At 32.2% G+C, this 25885-nt stretch carries 24 protein-coding genes; 12 read left to right on the top strand and 12 right to left on the bottom strand.

Annotated features, from left to right (window positions below; translation table 11 throughout):
• The first annotated feature begins 76 nt into the window (after positions 1-76).
• The 6 genes from EIG86_RS03275 to EIG86_RS03250 all read left to right on the top strand — a co-directional run bounded on the left by EIG86_RS03275 (position 77) and on the right by EIG86_RS03250 (position 5415).
• Positions 77-1921 carry a DUF4139 domain-containing protein gene (locus tag EIG86_RS03275; RefSeq protein WP_127844716.1) on the top strand — a complete coding sequence of 615 codons (1845 nt, stop codon included), beginning with the start codon at positions 77-79 and terminating at the stop codon, positions 1919-1921.
• A 234-nt stretch (positions 1922-2155) separates the two neighbouring features.
• Positions 2156-3106, top strand: a complete 951-nt coding sequence (locus EIG86_RS03270; protein WP_127844924.1) for an isopenicillin N synthase family dioxygenase — start codon at positions 2156-2158, stop codon at positions 3104-3106.
• Between the two features lie 2 nt (positions 3107-3108).
• Positions 3109-3444 carry a translation initiation factor gene (locus tag EIG86_RS03265; protein WP_127844715.1) on the top strand — a complete coding sequence of 112 codons (336 nt, stop codon included), beginning with the start codon at positions 3109-3111 and terminating at the stop codon, positions 3442-3444.
• Positions 3445-3451: 7 nt separating this feature from the next.
• Positions 3452-3664: an alkylphosphonate utilization protein gene (locus tag EIG86_RS03260; protein WP_127844714.1), complete on the top strand. Its 213-nt coding sequence runs from the start codon at positions 3452-3454 to the stop codon at positions 3662-3664.
• Between the two features lie 2 nt (positions 3665-3666).
• Complete coding sequence (locus tag EIG86_RS03255; RefSeq protein WP_127844713.1) at positions 3667-4539, top strand: nucleoside phosphorylase; 873 nt, start codon at positions 3667-3669, stop codon at positions 4537-4539.
• Between the two features lie 30 nt (positions 4540-4569).
• Complete coding sequence (locus tag EIG86_RS03250; RefSeq protein WP_127844712.1) at positions 4570-5415, top strand: substrate-binding domain-containing protein; 846 nt, start codon at positions 4570-4572, stop codon at positions 5413-5415.
• Positions 5416-5729: 314 nt separating this feature from the next.
• On the opposite strand, the gene ung is transcribed toward EIG86_RS03250, so the two are convergent.
• On the bottom strand, positions 5730-6395 hold the full coding sequence (gene ung, locus EIG86_RS03245; RefSeq protein WP_127844711.1) for a uracil-DNA glycosylase: 666 nt from the start codon (positions 6393-6395) through the stop codon (positions 5730-5732).
• Between the two features lie 44 nt (positions 6396-6439).
• Between ung and EIG86_RS03240 the strand changes: the two genes are divergently transcribed.
• From EIG86_RS03240 to EIG86_RS03230, 3 genes are all read left to right on the top strand, one after another.
• On the top strand, positions 6440-8614 hold the full coding sequence (locus tag EIG86_RS03240) for an endonuclease MutS2 (RefSeq protein ID WP_127844710.1): 2175 nt from the start codon (positions 6440-6442) through the stop codon (positions 8612-8614).
• Positions 8611-9030 (top strand): thiol-disulfide oxidoreductase DCC family protein, encoded by a 420-nt coding sequence (locus tag EIG86_RS03235; protein ID WP_127844709.1) that lies wholly within the window; start codon positions 8611-8613, stop codon positions 9028-9030. The genes EIG86_RS03240 and EIG86_RS03235 overlap by 4 nt, the downstream gene beginning before the upstream one ends.
• A gap of 98 nt (positions 9031-9128) precedes the next feature.
• Positions 9129-9989 carry a carboxypeptidase-like regulatory domain-containing protein gene (locus EIG86_RS03230; RefSeq protein ID WP_127844708.1) on the top strand — a complete coding sequence of 287 codons (861 nt, stop codon included), beginning with the start codon at positions 9129-9131 and terminating at the stop codon, positions 9987-9989.
• Positions 9990-10007: 18 nt separating this feature from the next.
• On the opposite strand, the gene EIG86_RS03225 is transcribed toward EIG86_RS03230, so the two are convergent.
• From EIG86_RS03225 to EIG86_RS03185, 9 genes are all read right to left on the bottom strand, one after another.
• Positions 10008-10484: an STM3941 family protein gene (locus EIG86_RS03225; protein WP_317129906.1), complete on the bottom strand. Its 477-nt coding sequence runs from the start codon at positions 10482-10484 to the stop codon at positions 10008-10010.
• 28 nt (positions 10485-10512) lie between these two features.
• Entirely contained in the window at positions 10513-10749 is a 237-nt protein-coding gene (locus EIG86_RS03220) for a TM2 domain-containing protein (RefSeq protein ID WP_127844706.1), read from the bottom strand.
• A 130-nt stretch (positions 10750-10879) separates the two neighbouring features.
• Complete coding sequence (locus EIG86_RS03215) at positions 10880-12484, bottom strand: sulfatase-like hydrolase/transferase (RefSeq protein WP_127844705.1); 1605 nt, start codon at positions 12482-12484, stop codon at positions 10880-10882.
• Positions 12481-13314 carry a glycosyltransferase family A protein gene (locus EIG86_RS03210; protein ID WP_240032169.1) on the bottom strand — a complete coding sequence of 278 codons (834 nt, stop codon included), beginning with the start codon at positions 13312-13314 and terminating at the stop codon, positions 12481-12483. The genes EIG86_RS03215 and EIG86_RS03210 overlap by 4 nt, the downstream gene beginning before the upstream one ends.
• A 146-nt stretch (positions 13315-13460) precedes the next feature.
• Positions 13461-14666 carry a diaminopimelate decarboxylase gene (lysA, locus tag EIG86_RS03205; protein ID WP_127844704.1) on the bottom strand — a complete coding sequence of 402 codons (1206 nt, stop codon included), beginning with the start codon at positions 14664-14666 and terminating at the stop codon, positions 13461-13463.
• 257 nt (positions 14667-14923) lie between these two features.
• Entirely contained in the window at positions 14924-15649 is a 726-nt protein-coding gene (locus tag EIG86_RS03200) for a hypothetical protein (RefSeq protein ID WP_127844703.1), read from the bottom strand.
• Between the two features lie 90 nt (positions 15650-15739).
• The gene (locus tag EIG86_RS03195) at positions 15740-16177 is read right to left on the bottom strand and encodes a hotdog fold thioesterase (protein WP_127844702.1); all 438 of its coding nucleotides are present in this window, start codon (positions 16175-16177) and stop codon (positions 15740-15742) included.
• 88 nt (positions 16178-16265) lie between these two features.
• On the bottom strand, positions 16266-18692 hold the full coding sequence (pheT, locus tag EIG86_RS03190) for a phenylalanine--tRNA ligase subunit beta (protein ID WP_127844701.1): 2427 nt from the start codon (positions 18690-18692) through the stop codon (positions 16266-16268).
• Positions 18693-18803: 111 nt separating this feature from the next.
• Positions 18804-19847 carry a hypothetical protein gene (locus EIG86_RS03185; RefSeq protein ID WP_127844700.1) on the bottom strand — a complete coding sequence of 348 codons (1044 nt, stop codon included), beginning with the start codon at positions 19845-19847 and terminating at the stop codon, positions 18804-18806.
• A gap of 205 nt (positions 19848-20052) precedes the next feature.
• On the opposite strand from EIG86_RS03185, the gene EIG86_RS03180 reads away from it, so the two are divergent.
• Positions 20053-20877 carry a UDP-2,3-diacylglucosamine diphosphatase gene (locus EIG86_RS03180; protein ID WP_127844922.1) on the top strand — a complete coding sequence of 275 codons (825 nt, stop codon included), beginning with the start codon at positions 20053-20055 and terminating at the stop codon, positions 20875-20877.
• A 41-nt stretch (positions 20878-20918) separates the two neighbouring features.
• The gene (locus EIG86_RS03175; protein WP_127844699.1) at positions 20919-21716 is read left to right on the top strand and encodes a hypothetical protein; all 798 of its coding nucleotides are present in this window, start codon (positions 20919-20921) and stop codon (positions 21714-21716) included.
• On the opposite strand, the gene EIG86_RS03170 is transcribed toward EIG86_RS03175, so the two are convergent.
• Both EIG86_RS03170 and EIG86_RS03165 read right to left on the bottom strand, forming a co-directional pair.
• Positions 21711-24632, bottom strand: coding sequence for an FAD-binding and (Fe-S)-binding domain-containing protein (locus tag EIG86_RS03170; protein WP_127844698.1), 2922 nt, complete (start codon positions 24630-24632; stop codon positions 21711-21713). The two genes, EIG86_RS03175 and EIG86_RS03170, sit on opposite strands and share 6 nt — an antisense overlap.
• Positions 24633-24743: 111 nt before the next feature.
• Positions 24744-25319, bottom strand: a complete 576-nt coding sequence (locus EIG86_RS03165; RefSeq protein ID WP_127844697.1) for a DJ-1/PfpI family protein — start codon at positions 25317-25319, stop codon at positions 24744-24746.
• Positions 25320-25566: 247 nt separating this feature from the next.
• Between EIG86_RS03165 and hpf the strand changes: the two genes are divergently transcribed.
• A complete protein-coding gene (hpf, locus tag EIG86_RS03160; protein WP_127844696.1) occupies positions 25567-25869 on the top strand; it encodes a ribosome hibernation-promoting factor, HPF/YfiA family in 303 nt (100 codons plus the stop codon).
• The last annotated feature ends 16 nt before the right edge of the window (positions 25870-25885 follow it).

Raw genomic sequence — 25885 nt, 5'->3', positions numbered from 1 at the left:
CAAAAGATCATATTTATTAACTACGATGAGTTGCTGATGAAAAAAATTACTAGTTTTAAGCATAAATATATTTAAGATGAAAAATTTAATGAAAGTCATTTTTTTATTACCAACATTAGTTTTCGCTTTCCAAACGGAAATAGAAACCAAAATAGAATCTGCTACTGTATATCTGGAAGGTGCTGAATTGAAATCTTCTGTAAATATTTATTTAAATAAGGGTGAGCAAAAACTTTTAATCACGAATCTTTCACCAAATATCAACCCTAACAGCATAATTATAAAAGGTTTGGATGACATTCATTTAAATGATTTCAATTACGATATCGATTTTATGAATTCAAAAGAAGATTCTGAAGATTTGGATAAATTTAAATCTAAAAAAGAAAAATTAGAATTAGAAATTTCCAAATTGAATCATGAAATTAATGCTTTTGAAAAAGAGAAAAGCTTGTTGGAAAAAAATCAAAATTTAGGTTCTCAAAATACTTCTATTAGTGTTCAACAAGTTAGTGATTATGCCAATTTTTATAGAGAAAAATTCAAAAATATCAATAACCAAATTTATGATATCACTGTCGATAAAAACGAGGTTGAAGAAGAGTTGAACGAACTAAAAAATGAAATTCGTAAAATTGAAGGTAAAAATGATGTTTATCGTGGCGAAATCAGTTTGAATTTAGATGTAAAAACAGCTTCGCAAAAAAACATTAAACTACAATATTTTTTACCTGACGCTGGATGGTCACCTAGTTACGATATCAATTCTAAAAATATTGAAACTGATGTTGAATTAAATTATAAGGCGAAAGTATTTCAAAATACCGGACGAGATTGGACTGATATAGATTTGATACTTTCATCAGCCAATCCCAATAAAGACAATTCAAAACCTGACTTAAATCCGTATTATCTAAACTTCACACGAAAAGCTGTGAATACCGCTAATTCTTATCAAAAATTGAAACAAAAATCATACAATCCCAGTGTAAAACAGGTTTCTGGTATTGTAAGTGACAATGATGGTTTGCCTATACCTGGCATCAATGTAATTATTGAAGGCAGAAGCACAGGAACCCAAACTGATTTTGATGGTCGTTATAGTTTAAACATTGACAGCGGAAGACATTTAGTATTTAAATATATTGGTTACAAAACTGCAAAAATCCCTATTTACAGTAGCACAATTAATTTAAATATGGAAATGGATTCTAATAATTTAGATGCGGTTGTTGTTACTGCTTATTCTTCAAGAAATAGATCTTCAGAGAAACACGAAGCACCTGAACCAGAAGTTACCGTTGAAGAAAACACCATTTCAGAACATTTTATTTTGCCAAATAAATACAGTATAAGTTCAGATTCTGGCACAAAAACTATCGACATCAAGACGGAAACGCTTGAAACTGAATACGAATATTACGCTAATTCCGAACTTTCTCAAGCTGTTTATTTAATCGCAAATATTTCGAATAGCGCCAATATGAGCTTACTTCCTGGTGATGCTAATCTTTATTTTGAAAACAGCTACGCTGGAAAAACTTATATCGATCCTTATGTAATTGAAGATCAACTTACGATTTCTTTAGGTCAAGACCCTAATATTAGCATAGAACGTGAGGAAATAAACGACAATAAAGGAAAAAGCTTTTTGGGTGGCAAGCGGATTCTTGACAAAACTTATGAAGTCAAGTTCAAGAATAATAAAAGCTCAGAAATTCAGTTGAAACTTCAAGAACGGATTCCGATTTCTCAAAATGATGAAATCAAAGTTGATAATAGAAATTATGAAGGTGGTAAAATTGATGAAGAGACTGGCATTGTAACATGGCAATTGAATATTTCACCACAAATTTCAAAATCTATCAAATATAGTTTCACTGTAAAATATCCAAAAGAGAAAAGAATTAATTTGAATTGATTCACCTTATAAAATGATATTTTTTAAAAAATTTGAAATTAATGAATTCAGAAATAAAAGCTAGAATTTTATATGTATTCTATAGACATAAATATTTGAAAGTAAATAACTTGTATTCAAATTAATTTTCAAATCTAACTTTTATCTATTGCTGTTGGTGTTGTTCAAAATAAAGGAGTTAAAAAAAATCATTAAATTTGTATTATTAAATTTTAAAAAATTGAATTTATGTCAATGACTAATATACCAAGCGTAAACTTGTCAGACTTTCTATCTGACGATCCAAAACGCAAGCAAAAATTTGTAGATGAAATAGGTTCCGCTTATGAAGAAATAGGCTTTGTTGCTTTAAATCATCATTTTTTAGATGATAAATTAGTTGAGGAACTTTACAAACAAGTCAAAGCATTTTTCAACTTACCAGAAGATGTTAAGAAAAAATACGAACGAGAAGAACTCGGCGGTCAGCGCGGCTATGTTTCATTCGGAAAAGAACACGCCAAAGGCAAAAAAGAAGGAGATTTAAAAGAGTTTTGGCATTTTGGTCAAGAACCAGATGAAGATGCAGAATTGACTGAAGAATATCCTGAAAATGTGGAAGTCAAGGAATTACCAGAATTCAATGAAGTTGGGATGGAAGCCTATCGAATGCTGGAGAAAACCGGAATATATGTGTTACGCGCTTTAGCATTATACATTGGTTTAAATGAATATTATTTTGACCATTGGGCCAGAAATGGTAACTCAATTTTAAGACCGATTCACTACCCACCTATTAAATCTGAACCAAAAGGAGCGGTTAGAGCAGGTGCTCACGGCGATATCAATTTGATAACTTTGCTAATGGGTGCTTCCGCAGGAGGTTTGCAAGTGAAACGTAAAGATGGCGAATGGATTGACGCTGTTCCAAAAGACGATGAACTTGTTATAAATGTTGGAGATATGTTGGAAAGACATACCAACAATAAATTACGCTCAACAATTCACCGTGTTACCAATCCACCAAAAGATGAATGGGGACAACCTAGATATTCTATCCCGTTTTTCTTACATCCAAGAAGTGAAATGAGACTAGATTGCTTAGAAGAATGTATAACTGAAGATAATCCAAAACATTACGAAGATATTACCGCAGGTGAATTTCTTCACCAAAGATTAGTAGAAATTGGATTAATCAAAAAATAAATATGGACTTAAAAGATCAACTGCAAAACATTTTCCCAGATCACGAACCACAAGAAGAAGATGAACCCAGTCAGCCGAATGACGATTTAGACATTTGGCTTCAAGATGATCCACTAATTTGTGAATTCAGTAAAAGAAACGGCAAAATTAATACTGTTATTAAAGAGTATTTTGGCGCTAAAAAAGACTTCCAAAACCTTACAAAATTATTAAAAAAAGAACTCGGTGTTGGTGGAAGTTTTAAAGACGAGGTTATCATAATTCAAGGTGATTATCGAGATAGAATAATGACTATTTTGACAGATATTGGTTTCAAAGTAAAACGCGTAGGCGGATAAAAATTTTATGGATACAAAAGATGCAAACGGCAACTTGCTGAATGACGGCGATGCCGTAACTTTGATTAAAGATTTAAAAGTTAAAGGAACGTCGACAAATCTTAAACGAGGTACTACTTTCAAAAATATTCAACTGACCAATTCTCCAGATGAAATTGAATGCCGAAATAAAAAAATAAAAGGTCTTGTCCTTAAAACTCAATTTGTAAAAAAGACATAGTTATGCAAATTCAATCTTCTGAATTGATACTCAACCCAGATGGCAGTATTTACCATTTAAATCTGAAACCCGAAAATATCGCAGATACAATTATTACTGTTGGTGATCAAGATCGAGTTGAAAAAGTGACTGCTTTTTTTGATGAAATCATTTTTGAAACTCAAAAAAGAGAATTCAAAACTCAAACAGGTTTTTATAAAGGTAAAAAAATGACTGTAATTTCTACAGGCATTGGTATAGACAATATCGACATTGTGATTAACGAGTTGGACGCGTTGGTAAATATCGATTTAGAAACCCGTCAAGTTAAAGAAACTCACCACAAATTGAATTTTGTTAGAATTGGAACTTCAGGTGGCATTCAACCTGAGACTGAATTGGATAAATTTGTCATGGGAAAAGCTGGCGTTGGTTTTGATGGTTTATTACATTATTATAAAAACGACATCATCAACCAACCTGCCACAGATGCATTGAATGAACACCTTAATATTTCTAAGAAAAAACCAGAACCCTATATTGTCGATTGCGATTCTACACTTGCTGATTTATTTGAAAATGATCCTCAAGTTGTGGTTGGTTACACTGGAACTAATCTTGGTTTTTACGGTCCACAAGGTCGGGTTTTAAGATTAAAACTAGAAGATGCGGATTTCATAGACCAATTGGTCGATTTTAGATTTCAGAATCAAAAAATCACTAATTTAGAAATGGAAACTAGTGCGATTTATAGCATGGCCAAAATGCTTGGTCACGGTGCTTTATCTATGAATGCAATCATTGCCAATCGTGCTACAGGAAAATTCAGCAAAGATCCAAAGGCAGCGGTGAAAAATTTAATTCAATTCACTTTAGAGAAGTTAACTAAACTTTAATTTGAAAAATAGATTCCAGAATTATATAGAATGACGCAAATAAAAATTGGAGGAGTTCCAGAACATTTTAACTATCCATGGCACTTATGCTTAGAAGAAAGTGCTTTTTCTAATGCAAATATCGAATTGCAATGGACAGATTTTCATGGCGGAACAGGAGAAATGAGCCAAGCATTGAAAGAAGGAGAAATTGATTTGGCAATTATGCTTACTGAAGGTTCTGTGAAAGAAATCGCTGATGGTAGTCCATTCAAAATTCTTCAAACTTATGTGCAAAGTCCATTGATGTGGGGAATCCATGTTGATGCTAAATCTAAGTTTGAAAAATTAGAATCTCTAGAAGGCAAAACTGCGGCTATTAGTCGCTTTGGTTCAGGTTCACACTTAATGACATACGTCAATGCTGATCAAAATAACTGGGAAACTAAAGAATTGAAGTTTGAAACCACACAGAATTTATACGGTGCTGTTGAAGCTTTAAGTAACGGGGAAGCTGATTACTTCATGTGGGAACATTTCACAACAAAACCTTTGGTTGACCGAGGAATTTTTCGTTGGCTTGGAAACCAGCCTACACCTTGGCCGTGTTTTGTTTTAGTGTCAACAAATCATTTTATTGAGGCAAATTCTGAGCGTATTAATAAACTTCTTGAAATTATCAATCGAAAAACAAATGAGTTTAAATCTATTGATGGAATCACACAAAAAATTGCTGAAAAATATCAGTTGAAATATACTGATGTTTCAAAATGGTTAAGTAAAACAGAATGGAGTCAAACACAAATCAATGAAGAAGATTTGATGAATGCTCAGGATAAACTCATGGAACTCAAACTGATTAATAAGGGGTTGAATTATTCAGATTATATTGCTTAAAACGATTTTTAAAAAATAATAAATATATTACGCAACCCATTTGATTATTTCACATCTACTAAAAAACAATAAGTTTGTTACTAACCATTGGAATAATTTTATTAAGCTTGATACTAATCAACATTATGTTGTTGATATTCAGTTGTGATTGTCCAGATCAAAATGGACATAGTAGAAAAACTAAATCTAAGCTTAAGCCTAACACTCCAAAAATTTGGTCTCAAAGATCTTCTGAGTCCAAAGCCGTCATGGCTGATAAATAAAGCGTTTACAATTTCATAATTAAAAGCTACAGATTTTTTATTATCTCAAAATCACCATTTTATACTTGCTTTCCCTTTAGATTCTAGCAATTGATTTGTTTCACTAAAATGCTTATTACCAAACCAATATCCTCGATTTGCACTCAAGGGCGAAGGATGACCAGAAGTTAAAATATGATGTTTACTTTTATCAATCAGTTTTGATTTTCGCTTTGCAAATCCTCCCCAAAGCAAAAATACGACATCTTCTTTCTGTTTAGAAATTTGTGAAATTACCTCATCTGTAAAAATCTCCCAACCTTGATTCTGGTGACTTCCAGCTTCTCTAGCTCTAACCGTCAATGTAGCATTAAGTAATAATACGCCTTGTTTAGCCCAAGATTCCAAATTACCATGTTCAGGAAGTGGTTTATTCAAATCTGATTTTAATTCTTTAAAAATATTGATTAAAGATGGCGGCATGGCGACATCTTCAGGTACAGAAAAGCATAGTCCATGTGCCTGATTTGGGCCATGATACGGATCTTGACCAATGATAACGACTTTGAGTTGATCGAAAGGACATAAATCGAAAGCTTTAAAAATGGATTTAGCTGGAGGAAAACACTGGTATTTTTTATATTCAGATTTAACAAATTCTGCTAAAGCTTTAAAATAAGGTTTTTCGAACTCATCTTTTAAGATATTTTTCCAACTTGCTTCAATATTAACCTCCATAATTTATGCGTATTTTTGTAAAACTACGAATGTAGAATTTTAGTATGATAAAAATAAGCGATAAGACATTAATAGATTTAGAATTTCCTGAAATTTGCCGACAAATGAGTGAGTTTTGCATCACCGAATTAGGCAGAACGAAAGCTTTAGCACTGCAACCATATCAGAATTATAAATCAATATATTTTCACCTCAATCAAACCCAAGAATACAAATCTTCGGCTTTAGAAGAGCAAGCTATTCCGAATCATGGATTTGAAAGTGTCGATGAAGCCATTAAGATTTTGAATATTGAAGATGCTGTATTGGAATTGCAGAGTTTTAGAAAAATTCTGAATTTATCTGAAACAACAAATATTCATTTGAAATATTTTGAAAAATTCAAACATCTTTATCCAAATTTATTTCGTACCACACAACCAATAGAATATACTACAGCTATTGTTGACGAAATAAAAAGTAAGATTGACAAATTTGGTGACATAAAAAATGATGCCACGCCAGAATTGTTTAAGATAAGAAAAACCATCAATATTGCAAAAGGCAAAATCAATTCAAGCTTTGCCAAAGCACTTTCAAAATACAGTAGTTTTGGATATTTGGATGAAATCCGTGAATCTGTTGTAGATAATGTTCGGGTTTTGGCAGTAACATCAATGCATAAGCGCAAGGTTAAAGGCAGTATGTTGGGAAGTTCTAAATCTGGAAATATCGTCTATATTCAGCCAGAAGAAACCCAAGATTCTGAGCGCGAACTCGATGAAGCTGAATTTGAAGAGCGCGAAGAAATAAATCGCATTTTGAAGGCTTTGACAAATTTTTTACGCCCTTTTGTTGAATTACTTAAACAATATCAAAATTACTTGAGTGAAATTGATTTGATCGCTTCAAAAGTCAAATATGCAGAACTTTATGACGGATTACTGCCTAAAATCACAGACGAAAAAGAGGTTTTTCTAAAGGATGCTTTTCATCCACTTTTATTAATAAACCACAATAAAATAGGTAAAAAAACCTATCCACAAGATATTTCGCTCAATAATCAACAACAAATCATTGTGATCTCAGGGCCTAATGCAGGAGGAAAAAGTATTACTCTTAAAACCTTCGGATTGGTACAAATCATGTTGCAAAGCGGAATGTTGGTGCCAGTTCATGAATATTCCAGAATGTGCTTTTTCGACAAAATTTTAACTGATATTGGCGACAACCAAAGTATTGAAAATCACTTGAGTACTTATAGTTATCGGCTAAAAAATATGCGCCGATTTCTCAAAAAATGCGATGATAAAACTTTATTCCTTATCGATGAATTCGGTACGGGAACTGACCCTGAACTCGGTGGCGCTTTAGCAGAAACTTTTCTGGAAGTTTTTCATGAAAAGAAATCATTTGGAATTATAACCACACATTACGCCAATCTGAAAATGATGGCGAATGAAAACCCGGAAATTGTCAATGCCAATATGAGTTTTGACAGCCTTACTATGGAGCCACTTTTTGAGCTGAAACTCGGTGAAGCTGGAAGTTCATTTACTTTTGAAGTGGCTCAGAAAAATGGCATACCATATAGTTTGATTAACCGTTCCAAGAAAAAAGTTGAACGTGGAAAAATCAGATTCGATAAAAGTATTGCTAAACTTCAAATGGAGCGTTCCAAGCTAGCTAAAACCAACACTGAATTGCGTTCTACGACTGATCAAAAACGCAAAGAACAAGAGAAGTTGGATGAAATCAATTCGAAAGTTCAGCAGAAACTGGAAAGTTATCAAGAACTCTATGACAGTCACCAAAGAATGATTAGTCTTGGAGAGAAAATCGATAAGATTGGTCAGCAGTATTTCAACAATAAAAACAAGAAACTTTTATTTTCCAATATTCTGAAAATCATTGAAAAGGAAAATTCAAAACGCATACAACAAACCCGTAAAGAAGAAAAAATTCAGCGACAAAAAGAACAAGCCGTCAAAGCTGAAGCTCAACAAAAAGTTGAAAAAATAAGAGAAAAAAAGAAAAAAGAAAAAGAAAAAAGTGAGGCTAAAGCTGATGTGAAAAGCGAAAGACCAAAATTGAAAGTCGGCGATTCTGTACGAATCCAAGATGGTCGAGCTGTAGGCACGATAGATAAATTCGAAAAAGACAAAGCTGTCGTCAATTATGGTATGTTTACAACCTCAGTATCTGAAAGTCAATTAGAACTTGTAAAACGAGCCAAATGAAAGATATACCTGAAGGAAAAAAAATTGTACTGTTTGATGGCGTTTGTAATTTTTGCAACGCTTCTGTTAGATTTATTCTAAAAAGAGACAAAAAAGATCAATTCAGATTTGCGTCTTTACAAAGCGATTTGGGCGAAAAATTGACCAAAGAACGCGGTATCAATACAGATGAAATTGATTCTATTATTTTGATAGATCCAGGCAACGCTTACTACATCAAATCTACAGCAGCTCTAGAAATAGCAAAAGGCTTGTCCGGTTTGTACCCGATGTTGGGTATATTTTTGTATTTACCCGAGGGATTTAGAAATACAGTTTATGATTTTGTAGCAGAAAACCGCTACAAATGGTTTGGAAAAAGTGAAACCTGCCCCTTCCCTACACCAGAAGAAAAAAGTAAGTTTTTGGATGTTTAATTTTTTTATGCTTTAGTATAACTTTTAGATTATATAGTTTAATTAAGATATTAAATCAATACAAGCTAACTATATTGCAATATTTAAAAGCAAAGTATATGAATAATTATTTTTATTATATAATCGTCGTTTTACTGTGTTTTCAAACTTCCAACATTTTTGGACAGAAGACAATTGTTATAGCCAATGCTGAAAACAAGACACCGATTCCTTACGCCAAAGTGGTCTTTAAAAATGGAGAAAAGAGCAAATTAAGCGATCAGGAAGGGAAATTTAAATTCAATCAAAAAGCTGATCCCATTATTGCGATTGGTTGTCCAGGATTCCACTTAAAGGAAATTCGACTCAGTACAAAAACGGATACGATATTTCTAAATCCTATCGAAAATCAGTTGGAAGAAGTGGTTGTCAATGCCAAACTAGAAGAAAACGAAATCGGTTATCACAACTTACGAAAATCATTTTTGCCAACTTATCGCTTCAGAATCAATCAAAATACATTTGTTTCAGTGTATATCGAAAATGCAAGTGATAAAAATAATATCTTTATAAAATCGGTTATTGCAAAAATAAAGACCAAGCATAATGGTGAAAAGGCAAAAATCAGAATTCACCTTTATGAATTTGATACAAACACGAAGAAACTTAAACAATCTTTATTGCAACAAAATTCGATTTTCACGGTAGATTCTGGCAACGGACTAAAAACATTTGAGTTAGAACAAAAAATACCATTGCCAAAAAGTGGTGTGTTGGTTTGCTTTGAAGCGCTAACGCCAGAAAAAGAAATATTCATGCGATATGGTGTGAATAAATCTAATGAAACAAATGTCAATTATCATGTTTTTAGTAAAAGAATTGAAAAACCTGTTGACAAAACAAGAGCTTTTGAACTTCAAAGAGAAACCAAATATATGGGCATGGTCGGACTAAAAGTTTTAGGGAAAATCGATGACTAAAACCGACCTTAGTATGATTTAACCATCTACTAATTCACTTTTTTGAGTCTCTAAGGCGCTTTTTAAATTTTCAAAATCTACATTAAGATTCTTTAAATTGATGAGGACAACTTGCGGGTTTTTATTCAAATTTTTCTGAGACAATTTGCGGTAAAGCCATTTAAAATCACTGTAAGATTTTGATACATCTAGCTTCAAAAAATGCGTTCGTTTTATTTTCAGCAATTCAAAATCTTTGATGTCTGCCCAAGGTATTACTGATGTCATAACACGAGAATCATAAATGCCTTCCGCATTAATAGATAAAATGGGAGATTTCAATATAATGAATCGTGCAGCAGCACTAAAAGTAATGGCACCCAAAGCCAGGTTTAAAATACCTACTATAAATCCAAAAGTGGTTTCAATCTGCAAACATGAATAGCCAATAAACAAAATTGCTATTGACAACAAAATCATGATGTAAATCTTATGTTTTAAATAATGAAAATTCATTCATAAATTCCTAAAAGGGAAGTGATTCTTAACTTTTAATTTTACGACCTTCATTATCTTTAAAATTACCCGTAGCAATAATTATAAAGTCTATAATTGTCCATATACCAAAACCTCCGAAAGTGAGTAACATCAAAACTCCTGTACCAATTTTACCAACGTAAAACCTGTGTACGCCTAAACTTCCTAGAAAGAAACAGAGTAATAACATTGCGACAAAATCTTTATCACTTTTTTGTTCCTGTGTTGTATTTTGGACTTCCATATTTGATATTTTATGTTAGAAAATAAGTAAAATTTGCCCTAATATATGTATTAATTTTCACATTGAATAATAGCTTTATAAAATAGATATCTTGAAACTCTGCTATCAATTAGTTACAAAAAATCATTAATTAATCGGCTTTTAGATAATCTTCAAAATATTCATCGTAATCAATACCACTACCTATGATTCTTGGTTTTGGTTTAAAATCATCAGAAAATATACTACGATTTGGTTTGTGTTCTTCAAAATGAATTCGAGACAAATCTGACATGGAATGCAGCAAATCATTGATCACATATGGCCGTTTAGGTTTAAAATTCAATTCATAAGTCGATTTATACTCTGGTGATAACCAAACAAAAAATGGAATTTCAAACATAGAGCGTGTTGGCACATCCGAATCATTATGACCAAAAAAATCGCGATCGAAAAATACTTCTTCACCATGATCAGAAAAATACAACACATAACTTTTCTGATTTTGTGCTTCTACCCTATCTATAATTTCATCCACCATAAAATCAACGTAAGTAATGGCGTTATGATAATCATTGATGGATTTATAACTTTTTTCAGAATGAAATTTTGTTTTTGGGATTTCGGTAAACGTCTTGAAACGATCTGAATAGCGCAAATGATACTGTCCATGTGTTGCTAGCAAATTGATGACAATAAATTTATTTTTTGATTTGTCTTGCAATGCTTCGTCTAAATACGGTAATAATACTTCATCGTACGGTGTAACAGAACCCCATTGCGCAGTGTTGGTATATTTGTAAACATCAGCGGCTTTGGAAAGTTTGGTGAGTAAAGTCTCATACATTCCTATAGGCCGTTGATTAGACAACCAAAAGGTTTTAAAACCAGCCTGATTCATCAATTGAATAATTGTAGATTCGGTTTTATTTTCAAAATTGTTCAAACTTAAAGCCGCTTGTAAGGATGGAATTGTATGCGCTTCGGAACTCAACACATCGTCATAAATTAACAAATCTGATTTGCGCTGACTTAATAATGGTGTGGTTTCGCGATAAAAATCGTAAATCCCCATTTGTCTTCGCGTTGTAGATTCACCGATAATCATCACAAAGGTGTGAGCAGAATTTTCACCAAGAAAATCAACATTTTGAAAATTCCCAGTTTTAGTATCTATTTCTAAATCTTCATATTTTTCAATTTCATAAATATAACCTGAAACACCTTTCAATAAATGATAAGGAAAATTAGCGACAATTAAACCTGAAAGCTTTATCATAGCAAGTAAACTAATGAAAAACAAAAGCTTATAGCTTGGCTTGATGCGTAATTTGAAAGTTAAAATTGGTTGATATTTGGATTTCAGATATAAAATTATGAAACCTAAATGCAATAGAAAAAACCAAACTAAATGAATATCGAAATACATTTTTGTAAATTCAATCGCTTCAGCAGGGTTGGTTTCCAGAAGAATAAAAATTGATGACGCTGAAAAATATGTGGAAAATAAATAATAAAAACTGCTTTCTATAAACAACGAAAACAGAAATAAAATGTAGATAACTTTAGCCAATTTGGATTTCCAACTGAAAGCTTGAAACACACTGATTAAAACTAAAAGACTTATGGCAAATCCAATGTTTTCAAGAAAATTTCTTACATTATAGATTCTAAATTCTGCCAGAGCAAATTCAAAACAAAAACATAAAACGATAGGTAAAAACCAAAAAGAAAGTTGTTTGAAATTAAGACTCATGCTTCACTTTTTTTAATGTTTTGAATGGCCTTACTTCCAATTTGATAAGATTTCAAAATGTCTTTTGCAGTGATAAATTTATGTCGAAATAAGAAAAATACGAATTTTAGCAACCACAGATAGGCAAAATTGCCATATGCTAAAAACTTCTGCGCAGACATGGCTTTGATAAAAGATTCTGAGCCTTGATTTGATGCTGAAGTTTCATCAGAATGAATCAAAATTGGTTTAGAAACAAAAGCCACTTTCATACCTTTTTTCAAAATTTGTCGTCTAAAAATTTGTTCTTCTGTAGCGGGAAATTCTGTTCCTAAACCAAAATTTTCATTGAAATAAATTTTCTGTTTTCTAAATGAATTCAAATTTACACTGATTTCTACTGAAGACAAAGGCCGCTTAGTCGAGGTTATAAAACCTTCTTCCGCAGGATATTCTTTTTTCAATTGACCAGAATCATTTAGAAATTGAAACGAAATCAATGCAGCAGATGTATATTTCTGATAAGCAGCAAGAATTATGTTTTCAAAATTTTCAAGATAAACTACATCGTCGTCTGCAAACAAAACGATATCTGCACTGGCGTTTTGTAATGCTAAGTTTCGACTTTTACTCAATCCGAATTCATTTGAATTGATCACTCTAATATTTTCATAATCAGATTCTAACCAATTAGAACTCTTGGTTTGATTGACGATTAAAATTTTCAAATCAGCTAAATCATGATTAGGAAACATGGGTTTCAAAAACGATAAATCTTTACGATTCATCGTAGAAATCAATATTTCTAAAGTCTGTTTATGACGCATTTTAACTGATGATACTCTATTCAAAAATCGAAATTACAATTTTAATTTATGATTTCACTTTGTAAGCGTATTTGGTGTCGGTTTATTTTAAAATTTCAATTTATTTCAAAAAAAACTCCTGACAAGACAGGAGTTTTTAGTGATGTTAATAAAATAAATAATACAAAATTTTACAATTCAACTTCAACCTGATTGCGCATCAAATCTTCAAAGGTTTCACGTTGACGAATTAACTGGGCTTTTCCTTTATGCCAAAGCACTTCTGCTGGCCGAAATCTAGAATTATAATTGCTTGCCATTGAAAAACAATACGCACCAGCATTTTTGAATGCTAAGATATCGCCTTCACTGATTTCTGAAATCATTTTATTGTTGGCAAACGTGTCAGTTTCACAAATATAGCCGACCACAGAATAAAATCTTTTATTACGTTTTGGATGTGAAATATTGATAATATCGTGATTTGAACCATAAAACATAGGTCGAATTAAATGATTAAAACCAGAATCTATTTGTGCAAAAACCGTCGAAGTTGTTTGTTTTACAACATTCACTTTTGCCAAAAACAAACCTGCTTCGCTCACTAGAAATTTACCAGGTTCGAAAGCTAAAGTCAAATCTTTACCGTAATCTTTACAAAATTCGTTGAAACGTTTACTGAGTTTCTGTCCTAATTCTTCTACATTAGTTTCAATATCATTGTCGTGATACGGCACTTTGAAACCACTGCCAAAATCTAAAAATTCTAAATTTTCAAATTGCTTTGCCACATCAAACAAAATTTCAGCAGCGTGTAAAAACACACCAATATCTAAAATATCGCTTCCCGTATGCATGTGAATTCCGTTGATGCGCATGCCTGTATTTTCCACAATTCGCAAAACGTGTGGCATTTGGTGAATAGAAATCCCAAATTTGGAATCGATGTGGCCAACTGAAATATTGGTATTTCCACCCGCCATAACATGTGGATTGATCCTAATACAAACAGGAACTTCAGGATGTTTGGCGCCAAATTGTTCCAAAATTAGTAGGTTGTCAATATTGATTTGGACGCCTAATTTTACAGCTTTTTCCAATTCTTCCATTGAAACACCGTTTGGCGTAAAAATGATTTTTTCAGGATTTACTCCAGCAGCGAGTCCCAACTGAACTTCTTGAATTGAAACCGTATCCAAACCACTTCCGAGTTGATTAAAAAGTTTCAGAATATTCACATTAGACAGGGCTTTAACCGCATAATGCAAACGCAGATGTTTTACTTTTTTGAAAGCTTCTGTTAAACGTTTATATTGATTTGTAATTTTTTCACTGTCGTAAACATAAATTGGACTTCCAAATTCTTGAGTCATTTTTAAAAGATCTGCTTGTTTCATTGTTTGAGAATTATTTATATATAAAGTTTTGCGATTAAATTTTGATTTAAACGAGGCTAAAATAAAAGTGATAAAAATTGTAATTACACTATTACTTCAGGCTTCTTGTAGTGTTTAGAAACCTTTATGTATTTGGGTTTGGAACTGAAAAATAGAATAGATTTTGACTTCAAAATAGAAGCCAAAAAAAGAAACCCACGAAAAGTAGCGGGTGATTTTTTATGATATGTAAAATTGAAAATAATCACAATGCAATTTTAAGCATTATAATATTTACTACGCCAAATAGAAGTGTTAAAATTTTTTCCCTTGGCAAAACCATAATATAAAGCTATGCCACCAATCCATTTGATCATAAAAATAAAGAGCAAGAAAAATTCTGTACCTATATTATCTTCATCCATGAAAAAACCATTTGGCACGAGTGAAGTGCATAACAAAGCTGTAACTAAAATCGTAAATATAAAATTTTCGAATGTTTTAAAAGGCCACATCATCAACCTCCGAAATGGGCTGAGGTCGTTTCCCCATTTATGAATCAAGTAATAATAATCATTACCAATTGGTGCGAAAAGAAGAGGATCGTCTGCATTTTCTAATTTGAATAATTTTGAAGGTGCCATAATTTTAAAGCCTTTCAAACTCGTATCATGTTTGCGTTCCAAATCTTTAATTTTTGATATCGCTTCGTAAGGCAATTTTCCCTTAAAAAGTTTAGAATCTAAAAACCTCAATCTATAATTCACACAAATTTTTTCAATTTGATCTATATGAAAAATATGTTCAGCTTCCAAAAAGTCAGTATTGAAATTATTGTGTGTTATTTCATCCTGATCAGCATTCAGTTTCTGAAGTATTTGCTCATTATTTTGATCTACGTTTTGGAAAATAGATTCTACTGATTTCAAAATCTGTTCATCAGAAAAATTTTTAGATTTCTCTTTGAGCAATTTCTCTTTTAGGTTTGTTCTTGGAAGCATCATATATCATTTACAACATTCGATATAAATGTATGAACAAAGTAATATTTGTACAATTCGAGATTGAAAATTTAACACGTATTAAGTATTAATTCAATCTTTATTCAACCTGATAAAGCTATAAACACCTCTGCCTTCAGCAAGTACAGTCTCAGTTTTATCATTTTCTAACCAACATTTCATACTAGCTACCATAATTCGACTTCCTAAACGGATTGTTGTGCCTTCTACAATTATAGCTTCACCATGCGCCGGTGAAAGAAAATCTACACGAATATCAATAGTTGCCATTTTATCTTTGATAGAACTAAGATGTGTTCCTCCAACTATGCCTCCAACAGAATCCATTATTGTAGTAATAATTCCTCCATGCCAACGATTGGTTCGAATATCACCAACGACTTCAGGGCGAAAAGGCACCCTAACTTTGGCGTAATCTTTTTTGATTTCAAGAAGCTGCAATCCCAAAAATTTATGGATTGGCACCATTTCTTCAATCATTTTTTTGACAAATGGGTCATGTAATTCCATATTGCTGAATTTGAATTTAGCTAAAATAGTAAATCCTTTGTCATATTATAACAAAGGATTTATTTTGAATCGTTATCTTGATATGAATTTATCTTAAACTCGCACCAAATTCTTTTTCAAATTCTTTTTGGAGTTTTTGCATTACTTTATCCACTTGCTTGTCTGTCAACGTTTTCTTCTCGTCTACAAACACAAAACGCATGGCATAACTTTTCTTGTCCTCTGGAAGTTTATCGCCTTCGTAGACATCAAATAAATCGACCTCTTTAAGTATTTTTTTATCTGTTTTGAATGCGATTTGTTTCAAATCATCAAACTTAACACCTTTATCCAATAATAAAGCAAAATCTCGTCGAGTCGAAGGAAACTTAGAAATTGGTTTAATTATGAAACTTGACTTCTGAATTAATTCTAAAACAGAATCCCAGTTGATTTCTGCATAAAGCACTTCTTGACTGATGCCAAAATGTTTCAGAATATTATTTTTAACTCGACCGAATTCAAAAATTTGTTGTTTTTTGAAACTACCAATTAAACCTTCTGAAAAATAAGAAGCTTCTGAGGATTTATATTTAATTTCAGATAAACCTAAACGTTCAAAAATACGCTCCAAAACACCTTTCATCTGAAAAAAGTCTGTAGTTTGATGAGGCATTGTCCATGATTCTTTGTGTCTAAATCCACTTAAAAATAAAGACAAATGTTTTTGCTCCACGTACTTTTCATCATATTTATGATAAGTTTTTCCGAATTCAAAAAACCTCAAGTTTTGTTGGTTTCGATTGATATTGTAAGCTATGGATTCCAAACCAGAAAATAACATCGATTGACGCATCACGCCCAAATCTTGGCTCAACGCATTTAATATTTCAACATTATGTTCAGGATTTATTTCTTGGGATAATTCTGTGTATTTAGAAGTAGTAAGTGAATTTGCCATGGTTTCATAAAATCCTTGACCTACCAATTGATCTGCAATTTTATTTTGAATTTTATAATCGGCATACTTAGAAGAGTTTGCAATAGAAATATTGAATTTACTATCGGTTTCGATGTTATTGTAACCATAAACTCTCAAAATCTCTTCGATCACATCGACTTCGCGCTGAACATCGACCCGATAAGCAGGAATCGTCAAACCTAGACCACTTTCAGAAACATTATTTACTTTGATGTCTAGAGAAGTCAAAATTGTTTTAATAACTCCTGTATCAATTTCCTGACCGATAAGATTGTTGATTTTATCGAAAGTCAAAAACACCTGAAAATCTTCAATCTTTTTTGGATAAAAATCATCGATATCGCTACTGACTTTTCCACCAGCTATTTCTTGAATTAAAACAACAGCGCGTTTCAATGCATATTCTGTAATATTTGGATCAACACCTCTTTCGAATCTAAATGAGGCATCTGTATTCAAACCGTGTCTTTTTGCAGTTTTACGAACACTAACAGGGTTGAAATAGGCACTCTCTAGAAATATACTCGTTGTATTTTCTTTCACGCCAGAAGAAATCCCACCAAAAACACCTGCCATACAAAGTGGTTTTTCAGCATCGCAAATCATTAAATCTTCTTCATGAAGTTCTCTTTCTACTTCATCCAATGTTGTAAATTTGGTTCCTTTTGGTAAAGTGGTAACCACTATTTTATTGCTTTTGATCTTTTCAATATCAAAGACATGCAAAGGCTGACCGAGTTCATGCATGACATAATTTGTTGCATCAACAATGTTATTTTTTGGATTGATTCCAATGGCTTTCAATCGATTTTGCAACCATTCTGGCGAAGCTTTTACTTCAATATCCGAAATAGAAACACCACAATACCTTGGTGCTAACTCACTGTTTTTAACACGAATACTAACACGTTTACTTCGATCTTCTACATGGAAATTACTTACTGAAGGCGTATCAATTGGCGTACTGATTTCTTGCTGAATCAATCCTGCACGTAAATCTCTAGCTACACCCCAATGACTCATTGCATCTGCGCGATTTGGCGTTAAACCAATCTCAAAAACTTGATCAATTTCTACTGGAAAAACTTGATTCAAAGGTGTTCCGGGTTTCAATTTTTCATCCAAAACCATGATGCCATCGTGACTCTTGCCCAAACCGATTTCATCTTCTGCGCAAATCATTCCTTCACTTACTTCTCCACGAATTTTACCTTTTTTTATTGGCCAAGGCTCTCCGTCTTCATTATACAAAATAGTACCTATTGTTGCGACAGGCACCAATTGTCCCTTGTCGACATTTGGCGCTCCACAGACGATGGAAAGCGTTTTTTCCTCACCAATATTTACTTCGGTAATTTTCAAACGGTCAGCGTTTGGATGCGGTTCACAAGCTTCTACTTTACCAACGACAATGCCTTTCAGTCCGCCTTTTATAGATTCAAAAGTTTTGATACCTTCCACTTCCAGACCTAAATCTGTAAGTAAAACCTCTGTTTCTTCTGCTGTCCATTTGGTATTGACAAATTGTTTTAACCAATTGTAAGAAATTTTCATAATTTATCTAAATAGTAATCCGCAAAGATAAGAAACCCACTTCGCTCCTAAAATGTTTAGGCATTTAAAATTTTGTGTGTTTTGAACAAACATGTATTTCTGAAAAATTATTTATTTTTTCTGAGTGAATCGTTTCAATTCTGTAGAATCTACCTTTTGAAGATTGACTCCAATCATCTTACCTGATCCATTTGATAATAGCGTTTTGTTAGCAAAAAATGTGTTATTTTTCTTGCTGACTATCAAAATAGAAGAGTTATTTAAAATCGGAATTTTCTGGAAAGACATATCATCAACATTCCTATGAAACGAAGTAAATGAGTTCAAACCTTCGTATAAAATAATTGCATTGATGAAATCAAATTTTTCTTCATTTTCTAATTTTAATTCAAATGAAATTCTTGCTTCAGGATTTAATACTCTATCAATATTAATCCATTGAGTATCATTTACAAAAAACTCAGTATAAATAACCTGGGGAGAGTTCAGCTGAACTTGGGTAGAATCCACTTGAACTTGCAGTTCATCTCTAAAACTTACATTATCTTTTTTTGACCTATTTCTATTCTCATAGTATTCTAAAGAATCTAGAGGAATCATTTTTTGAACATATTTATCTACACCATATTTCTTTAAATAAGAAGTGTCCAAATCATAAAAAGTAGTCATAGCTTCCTCATCCAGCCTCCAAAACATTTCATTGTTTTGGTTAAACTCACCATTAAAAACTCGGTTATCAACATTTGAATCAATTGGAAATCCTAATCTCAATCGCTTATCCTTTTTTAATTCAATTTTTTTATCATCAACTTTAAAATCTAGATGAACTACACCGCTAGATTCTAAAAGCTGGTTTGAATTCGTTAAGGTTTGGATATTTTCAGATATCAATTCTGAAAGTTTGTAATACTCTCTTATCTCAAGTGTAATATTATCAGTTGCATTAACTTCGAAATCATCTCTAGAAAAATAAATTTTAGTTCCCTTGTTTCCTGTTATTACTTTTTGTCTAACAGTATCCAGATTGAAAATTTGAGTATTGACTGTATCAATATTTTCAAATAAGTTTTCTGGTAGTGTTTCAGGTTGATCCTTTTGGCAACCCGACATCATAATTAAGACAATTAAAACGTAGTAAATAAGAAGATTTCTCATAACAAAAAATTTAAGTTTATTTTCAATTTTAATATGAATTGACAAATACTAGACCAAAATTTATCTATGAAACTCAAACACTGAATTACAACAAGTAAGCTAAATGTAAATCAACCGATCAAAACTTAACTTTCAACTCAAAATAGGATAACAATGGCTTAAATATGAAGCTGTTAGTTTTAGCGAAATTTGTGTAAAACCATTGATTTTGAAACGAAATGTTGATTTGATTGTCTTATCCGACCTGCATTTGGGAACTTTTGGTTGTCATGCCAAAGAATTACTCAATTATTTGTCTACCGTGAAACCAAAAAAAATAATTCTGAATGGTGATATCATTGATATTTGGCAATTCAGAAAAAAATATTTTCCAAAAGCGCATTTGGAAGTTGTCAAAACTATTATTGAAATGTCTATGAATGGCACTGAGGTAATTTACATCACCGGAAATCATGACGAAATGCTCAGAAAACTGAGTTATGCTGAAGTTGGAAATTTAAAAATTGTTGATAAACTAGTTTTGGATTTAGACGGCAAAAAAGCCTGGTTTTTCCATGGCGATATTTTTGATGCATCGATTCAAAATGCTAAATGGTTAGCAAAACTTGGCGGATGGGGTTATGATTTACTGATTTTAATTAATCGTTTTTTAAACTTTTGGTTGGTTAGATTCAAAAAAGAAAAATTCTCTTTATCAAAGAAAATCAAAAATTCAGTAAAAAAAGCCATCAAACATATTTCAGATTTTGAAAAAACAGCGTCAGATTTAGCGATAGAACAAGGCTACCATTACGTAATTTGCGGTCACATTCATCAACCACAAATTAGCAGAAAAGTTAGTAAAAACGGTACTTGTTTATATTTGAATTCTGGCGATTGGGTAGAAAATTTAACCGCTTTGGAATATCACAAGAAACGCTGGAGTTTGAAAAAATATTCAGATTTGCAGTTTAAGTTTGAGAATATAAGTTACAAATCTGTGAATTTCCTAACCGCTATTACGGTGATGAGTAATCGATCAAAAACTTAAATATTTCTAAAAATTTCATAAATTGCAAGAAATTCAAATTTATGAAACTCACTTTAAAATCTCTTTTGCTTTTACTGATTGTAAACAGTTTGATCTCATGCGCTGATGATGACAGTAATGAAATCGATAACACCAATTACTTCCCTTTGGTTATTGGTAATTCTTGGGATTACCAAAATAGCATAACTGTCAATGGAAACACACAAAATGGTGGCGAAACATTAATGATTAGCGGAAGTACAGGAACTGAACCAGAGCGATTTAGTTTTCAGCAAAGTAATATTGAACTTCCTGGAACAACTACTTCTGTAATTTCCGCAGGAGAAATTTATAAAGAAAACGGTCAAAATATAGTTTTAGATAGTAATCTTGAATTCAATACTGACATGATTGATCTAAGTTTGCCTATTGAAAATGTAACAGTTTATAATGCAAATACGAATGAAGGTGATCAGTTTTTTACTGAAACTGGAGAAATAGAGCAAAATGTAAATGGTTTTCCAGTTACAATCAATTATGAAATAGCATCTATAAATGGCGGATTTGTGCCAAGTATGAATATAGAAGGAGAAACCTACAATAACATATACATATCTGAATTGGAAGTAAATATGTCTATTTCTGTGTTTTTGGTTTTTAGTGAATTTACAATTTTAGCAGATCAAAATGTAACTACAGTTACCAACTATTTTGCTAAAGATATTGGCTTGATAAAAAGTATGGTCAGTACAGAGTTAATTTTTGAAGATATCCCTGATCAAGTCGGTTTCGAATTAGAAGACATCTCTTCTACCTCAACACAAAATATAATAGATTATCAAGTGGAATTGGATTTATAAAACAAACTTATTTAAGATACTGACTGGATGGAATGCATTTTTTTGTGTTCCATCTTTAATTTGGTGACGACAACTTGTACCGTTTGCGGCAATAATGGCATCGGAGTTTCTAACTGCCGGAAACAAAACCAAATCACCAATTTGTTGGCTCACTTTGTAGTGTTCTTTTTCATACCCGAAACTGCCAGCCATTCCACAGCAACCTGAAGGAATAATACTCACCTTGAAATTTTTAGGCAAATTCAAAAGATCAAAAGTATAAATTTGAGAAGACAAGGCTTTTTGATAGCAATGGTTGTGAATTTTTACGGTTTCGTGTTTTTTTGAAAATTGTTCTGAAGTAATTCTGCCGTTTTTAACTTGTTGGTGTAAAAATTCTTCAATTAAAAAAGTATGTTTTGCAATTTCGCTTGCGGCAACTTTGTCTTTTGCCAATCGTAAATATTCATCCTTAAAACTTAAAATTGAAGAAGGTTCTATACCAATTAAGGGTGTTTCGGAATTAACTAAGTCTTGAAAAACTTCAACATTTCCATCAACAAATTTTTGTGCTTCATCTAGGAGTCCTTTAGAAAAGTAGCTCCTTCCGCTTTCAAAATGCTGAACAATTTTCACTTCAAAACCTAATTTGGTCAAAAGTTCAATTGCATCCTTTCCGATTTCTACATCTAAATAATTAGTGAATTCATCAACAAATAAATACACAGATTGAATTGGTTTTACTTTAGGCAAAAGTGATATTTTTTCATTTTTGATCAATTTCCGTAATGATGTTTTTTTCAATTTTGGTAATTCTCTTTGCTCTGCTATTCCAGCAATTTTTTTAATAATACTGGATGTAATTTTATTGGAATTCAACGCATTGTAAACACTAGGAAGAAAACTTGCCTTACGATTAATTGAATTGTTTTCAGCAAATAATTTTGTTCTAAAGCTGACCCCATTTGTTTTTTGATATTGGTACTGAAATTCTGTTTTGAAAGCACCCACATCTACATTGCTAGGACATTCATTCTTACAAGCTTTGCAACTCAAACATAAGTCAAATACCTCTTTGAGGTTTTGATCATCAAACGGATTTTCTGCGTCTGGATTTTTAGTCAACACTTCTCTAAGCATATTAGCCCTAGCTCTAGTAGAGTCTTTTTCATCTCTAGTTGCCTGAAAACTCGGACACATTGCACCTTCAAAGTGATGACTTTTTCTACAATCGCCGCTGCCGTTGCATTGTTCAGCAGCTCTCAAAATACCTGAGTTTGCAGAAAAATCTATTTTTGTTGAGATTTTCGGTTCAATGCGATCAGTTTCGTATCTTAAATTAGTTTCTATTGGTTTTGGATTTACTATTTTCCCAGGATTTAGTAAATTATGAGGGTCGAAAACAGATTTAATTTCTAAGAAAATATTGTAACACTCCTCGCCCACAAGGTCTTTAATAAATGGCGAACGCACTCGACCATCGCCATGTTCACCGCTTAAGGCACCATTATAATTTTTAACCAAGTTGGCTACATCTGAAGAAATATTTTTAAATTGATCAACACCTTCAGAAGTTTTTAAATTCAGAATTGGGCGCAAATGCAACTCACCAGCACCGGCATGCGCATAGTAAACTGCGCGCTGGTCATACTTTTTCATGATTTTAGTAAAATCTGAAATATAATGTGGCAAATCCAAAATAGAAACAGACGTATCTTCGATACATGCTACAGCTTTAGCATCGCCTTTCAAATTGCCTAGAAGTCCCAAACCAGCTTTCCTTAATTCCACCGCCAAATCGATTTCTTCATTTTCCAGCTTAGGCGCTGCATAAGCTGCAGTCTTCTGATTTAAATCTGTTTGAAGTTTTTCTGTTTGTTGAATCAAATCTTGAGTGTCAGAAGATTTTAATTCTAACATCAGAATAGCTTCTGGATCACCATCTATAAAAAACCGATTGTTTTTATATTTTAGACTGTCTTTTGTACAATCCAAAATGGTTTTGTCCATCATTTCGCAGGTATACAAATCATGCTTCATAGCAACAACTACAGCTTCAAGACAATCTGAAATTGTGTTGAAATGCGCTGCAATCATCACCGATTTTTTTGGAGGTAAATCGTCCAGTTGAATTTTAAGCTCAGTAGCAATGAATAAGGTGCCTTCGCTGCCACAAAGTAAAGTACACAAATTTAAAGTTTCGATTTCAGAATTTCCAAAAAATGAATTTCTGTATAATTCATCTAGAGCGTATCCAGTATTTCTTCGATGAATATCAACTTTTGGAAAAGCATTTTCAATTAAAGTAGAAATATTTTCTTGTTGTAAAACTTTATTGAAATATCTATAAATTTCACCTTCTAGAGTTTGAAGTTCCAGCTTTTCGTTGAATTCATTTTTATTTAAAGCTTTAAATTCAACGTAACTTCCATCTGACAAAAATCCTTTGGCTTCTAATATTTTATCTCTGGTTACACCGTATTTTATTGAAGTTGTTCCTGAAGAATTATTCCCAAACATACCACCGATATTGCATCGATTGGATGTTGAGGTATTGGGTCCAAAAAATAAGTTTTCTGAAGCCAATCTTTGGTTGAGTTCATCTCTTACAATACTAGGCTGAATTCTAATCGTTTTTGAATTAAAATCAAAATCAAGTTCAGCTTTGAAATTCTCGCTCAAATCGACTATCAAGCCATCGGTAACACATTGTCCAGCTAATGAAGTTCCAGCCGCTCTCGGTGTAATTGATAGTGAATTTTGAACAGCAAATTCTATGATATATTTTAAATCATCATCGTGTTTTGGAATGCAAACTGCGGCGGGAATTTCTCTGTAAACAGAAGCATCGGTAGCGTAAATAGACTGGTATAACTCACCTTCGAGAACTCGACCGTCTAGTTTTTTTTTTAGAATTGAAAAGTTATAATCTGACATTTATATTAACTAAAATTCAAGTTTGAAAGTAAGGATTAAAATTTATTTAAAATAACAAACCAAAGGAATTTATATTCAAATCCTTTGGTTTACAAAAATGAATTTAATAAACTACAGTTTAATTTCAGTTCCCAGTAATTTCAAAAAAGCTTTGACTAAAGACGCATGTCCTGGCCACGCTGGTGAAGTCGCTAAATTGCCGTCAACCACGGTTTCTGTTGGCTCAACGTCTTGAAATTCACCTCCAGCAAGTTCAACTTCTGGTTTTACCGCTGGATAAGCCGTCAATTTTCTTCCCTTCACAACATTGGCTGCCGTTAATATTTGGATACCATGGCAAACAGCTGCGACAGGCTTATCATTTTCAAAAAAATGTTTGGTATATTCAATAACTTTTGAATTCAATCTTAAATATTCTGGTGCTCTTCCTCCAACTAAAAATAATCCATCGTAATCATTAAGGTTGACATCATTAAAATCGAAATTGAGTTCGAATAAATGTCCAGGTTTTTCTGTATAAGTTTGATCGCCTTCAAAATCGTGAATAGCAGTTTTCACTTTTTCTCCTGATTTTTTATCTGGACAAACTGCATGGACTTCATGTCCAATCATTTGAAGCATTTGGAACGGGACCATGGTTTCGTAATCCTCAGCAAAATCTCCTGTAATCAACAATATTTTTTTCATAACACTGATTTTTAGATTCAGCTAAATTTACATAAATTTATTAGGCTTATGAAATATTTTTTTGGCTAAGAAATTATCATAAAGTTAAATTTTAATTTAAAAGTTTAAAGTTGATTTAAAAATTCTGCAAGTTAATTTAATTTACTAAATTTATGAATTGAAGTATTCAAAAGTTGATTATTATCATACTATATAAGGCTTTGAATATTTAATTTTATACTAGAATTTAACTTTAAAATTAATACCTATGGACATCAATTTTAATTACGTACACGTAAGTGCGAGTGAAAGATTAGAAGAATTAGCTACCAAAAAATTAGAAAAACTACAAAATCGATATGACTGGATTGTAAGAGCCGAAGTTTTCTTCAAGAAAGAGAACACTTCGAGTCCTGAAACTGGTATGATTTGCGAAGTAAAATTAAGCGCACCAGGACAAAACATTTTTGCTTCTTCGAATGAAAAAGGTTTTGAAGTGGCTATTAGCAATACTGTAGACGATGTGACAAGACAACTTCAAAAGAAAAAAGAGAAGATGACACCGCGTTAGAATCATTTATTTTTCA

Source organism: Psychroflexus aestuariivivens (assembly GCF_004010055.1).
Classification (GTDB): Bacteria; Bacteroidota; Bacteroidia; order Flavobacteriales; family Flavobacteriaceae; genus Psychroflexus; species Psychroflexus aestuariivivens.
Note: the sequence above shows the minus strand (reverse complement) of the source record. Positions and strands in the feature narration are given on the sequence as shown.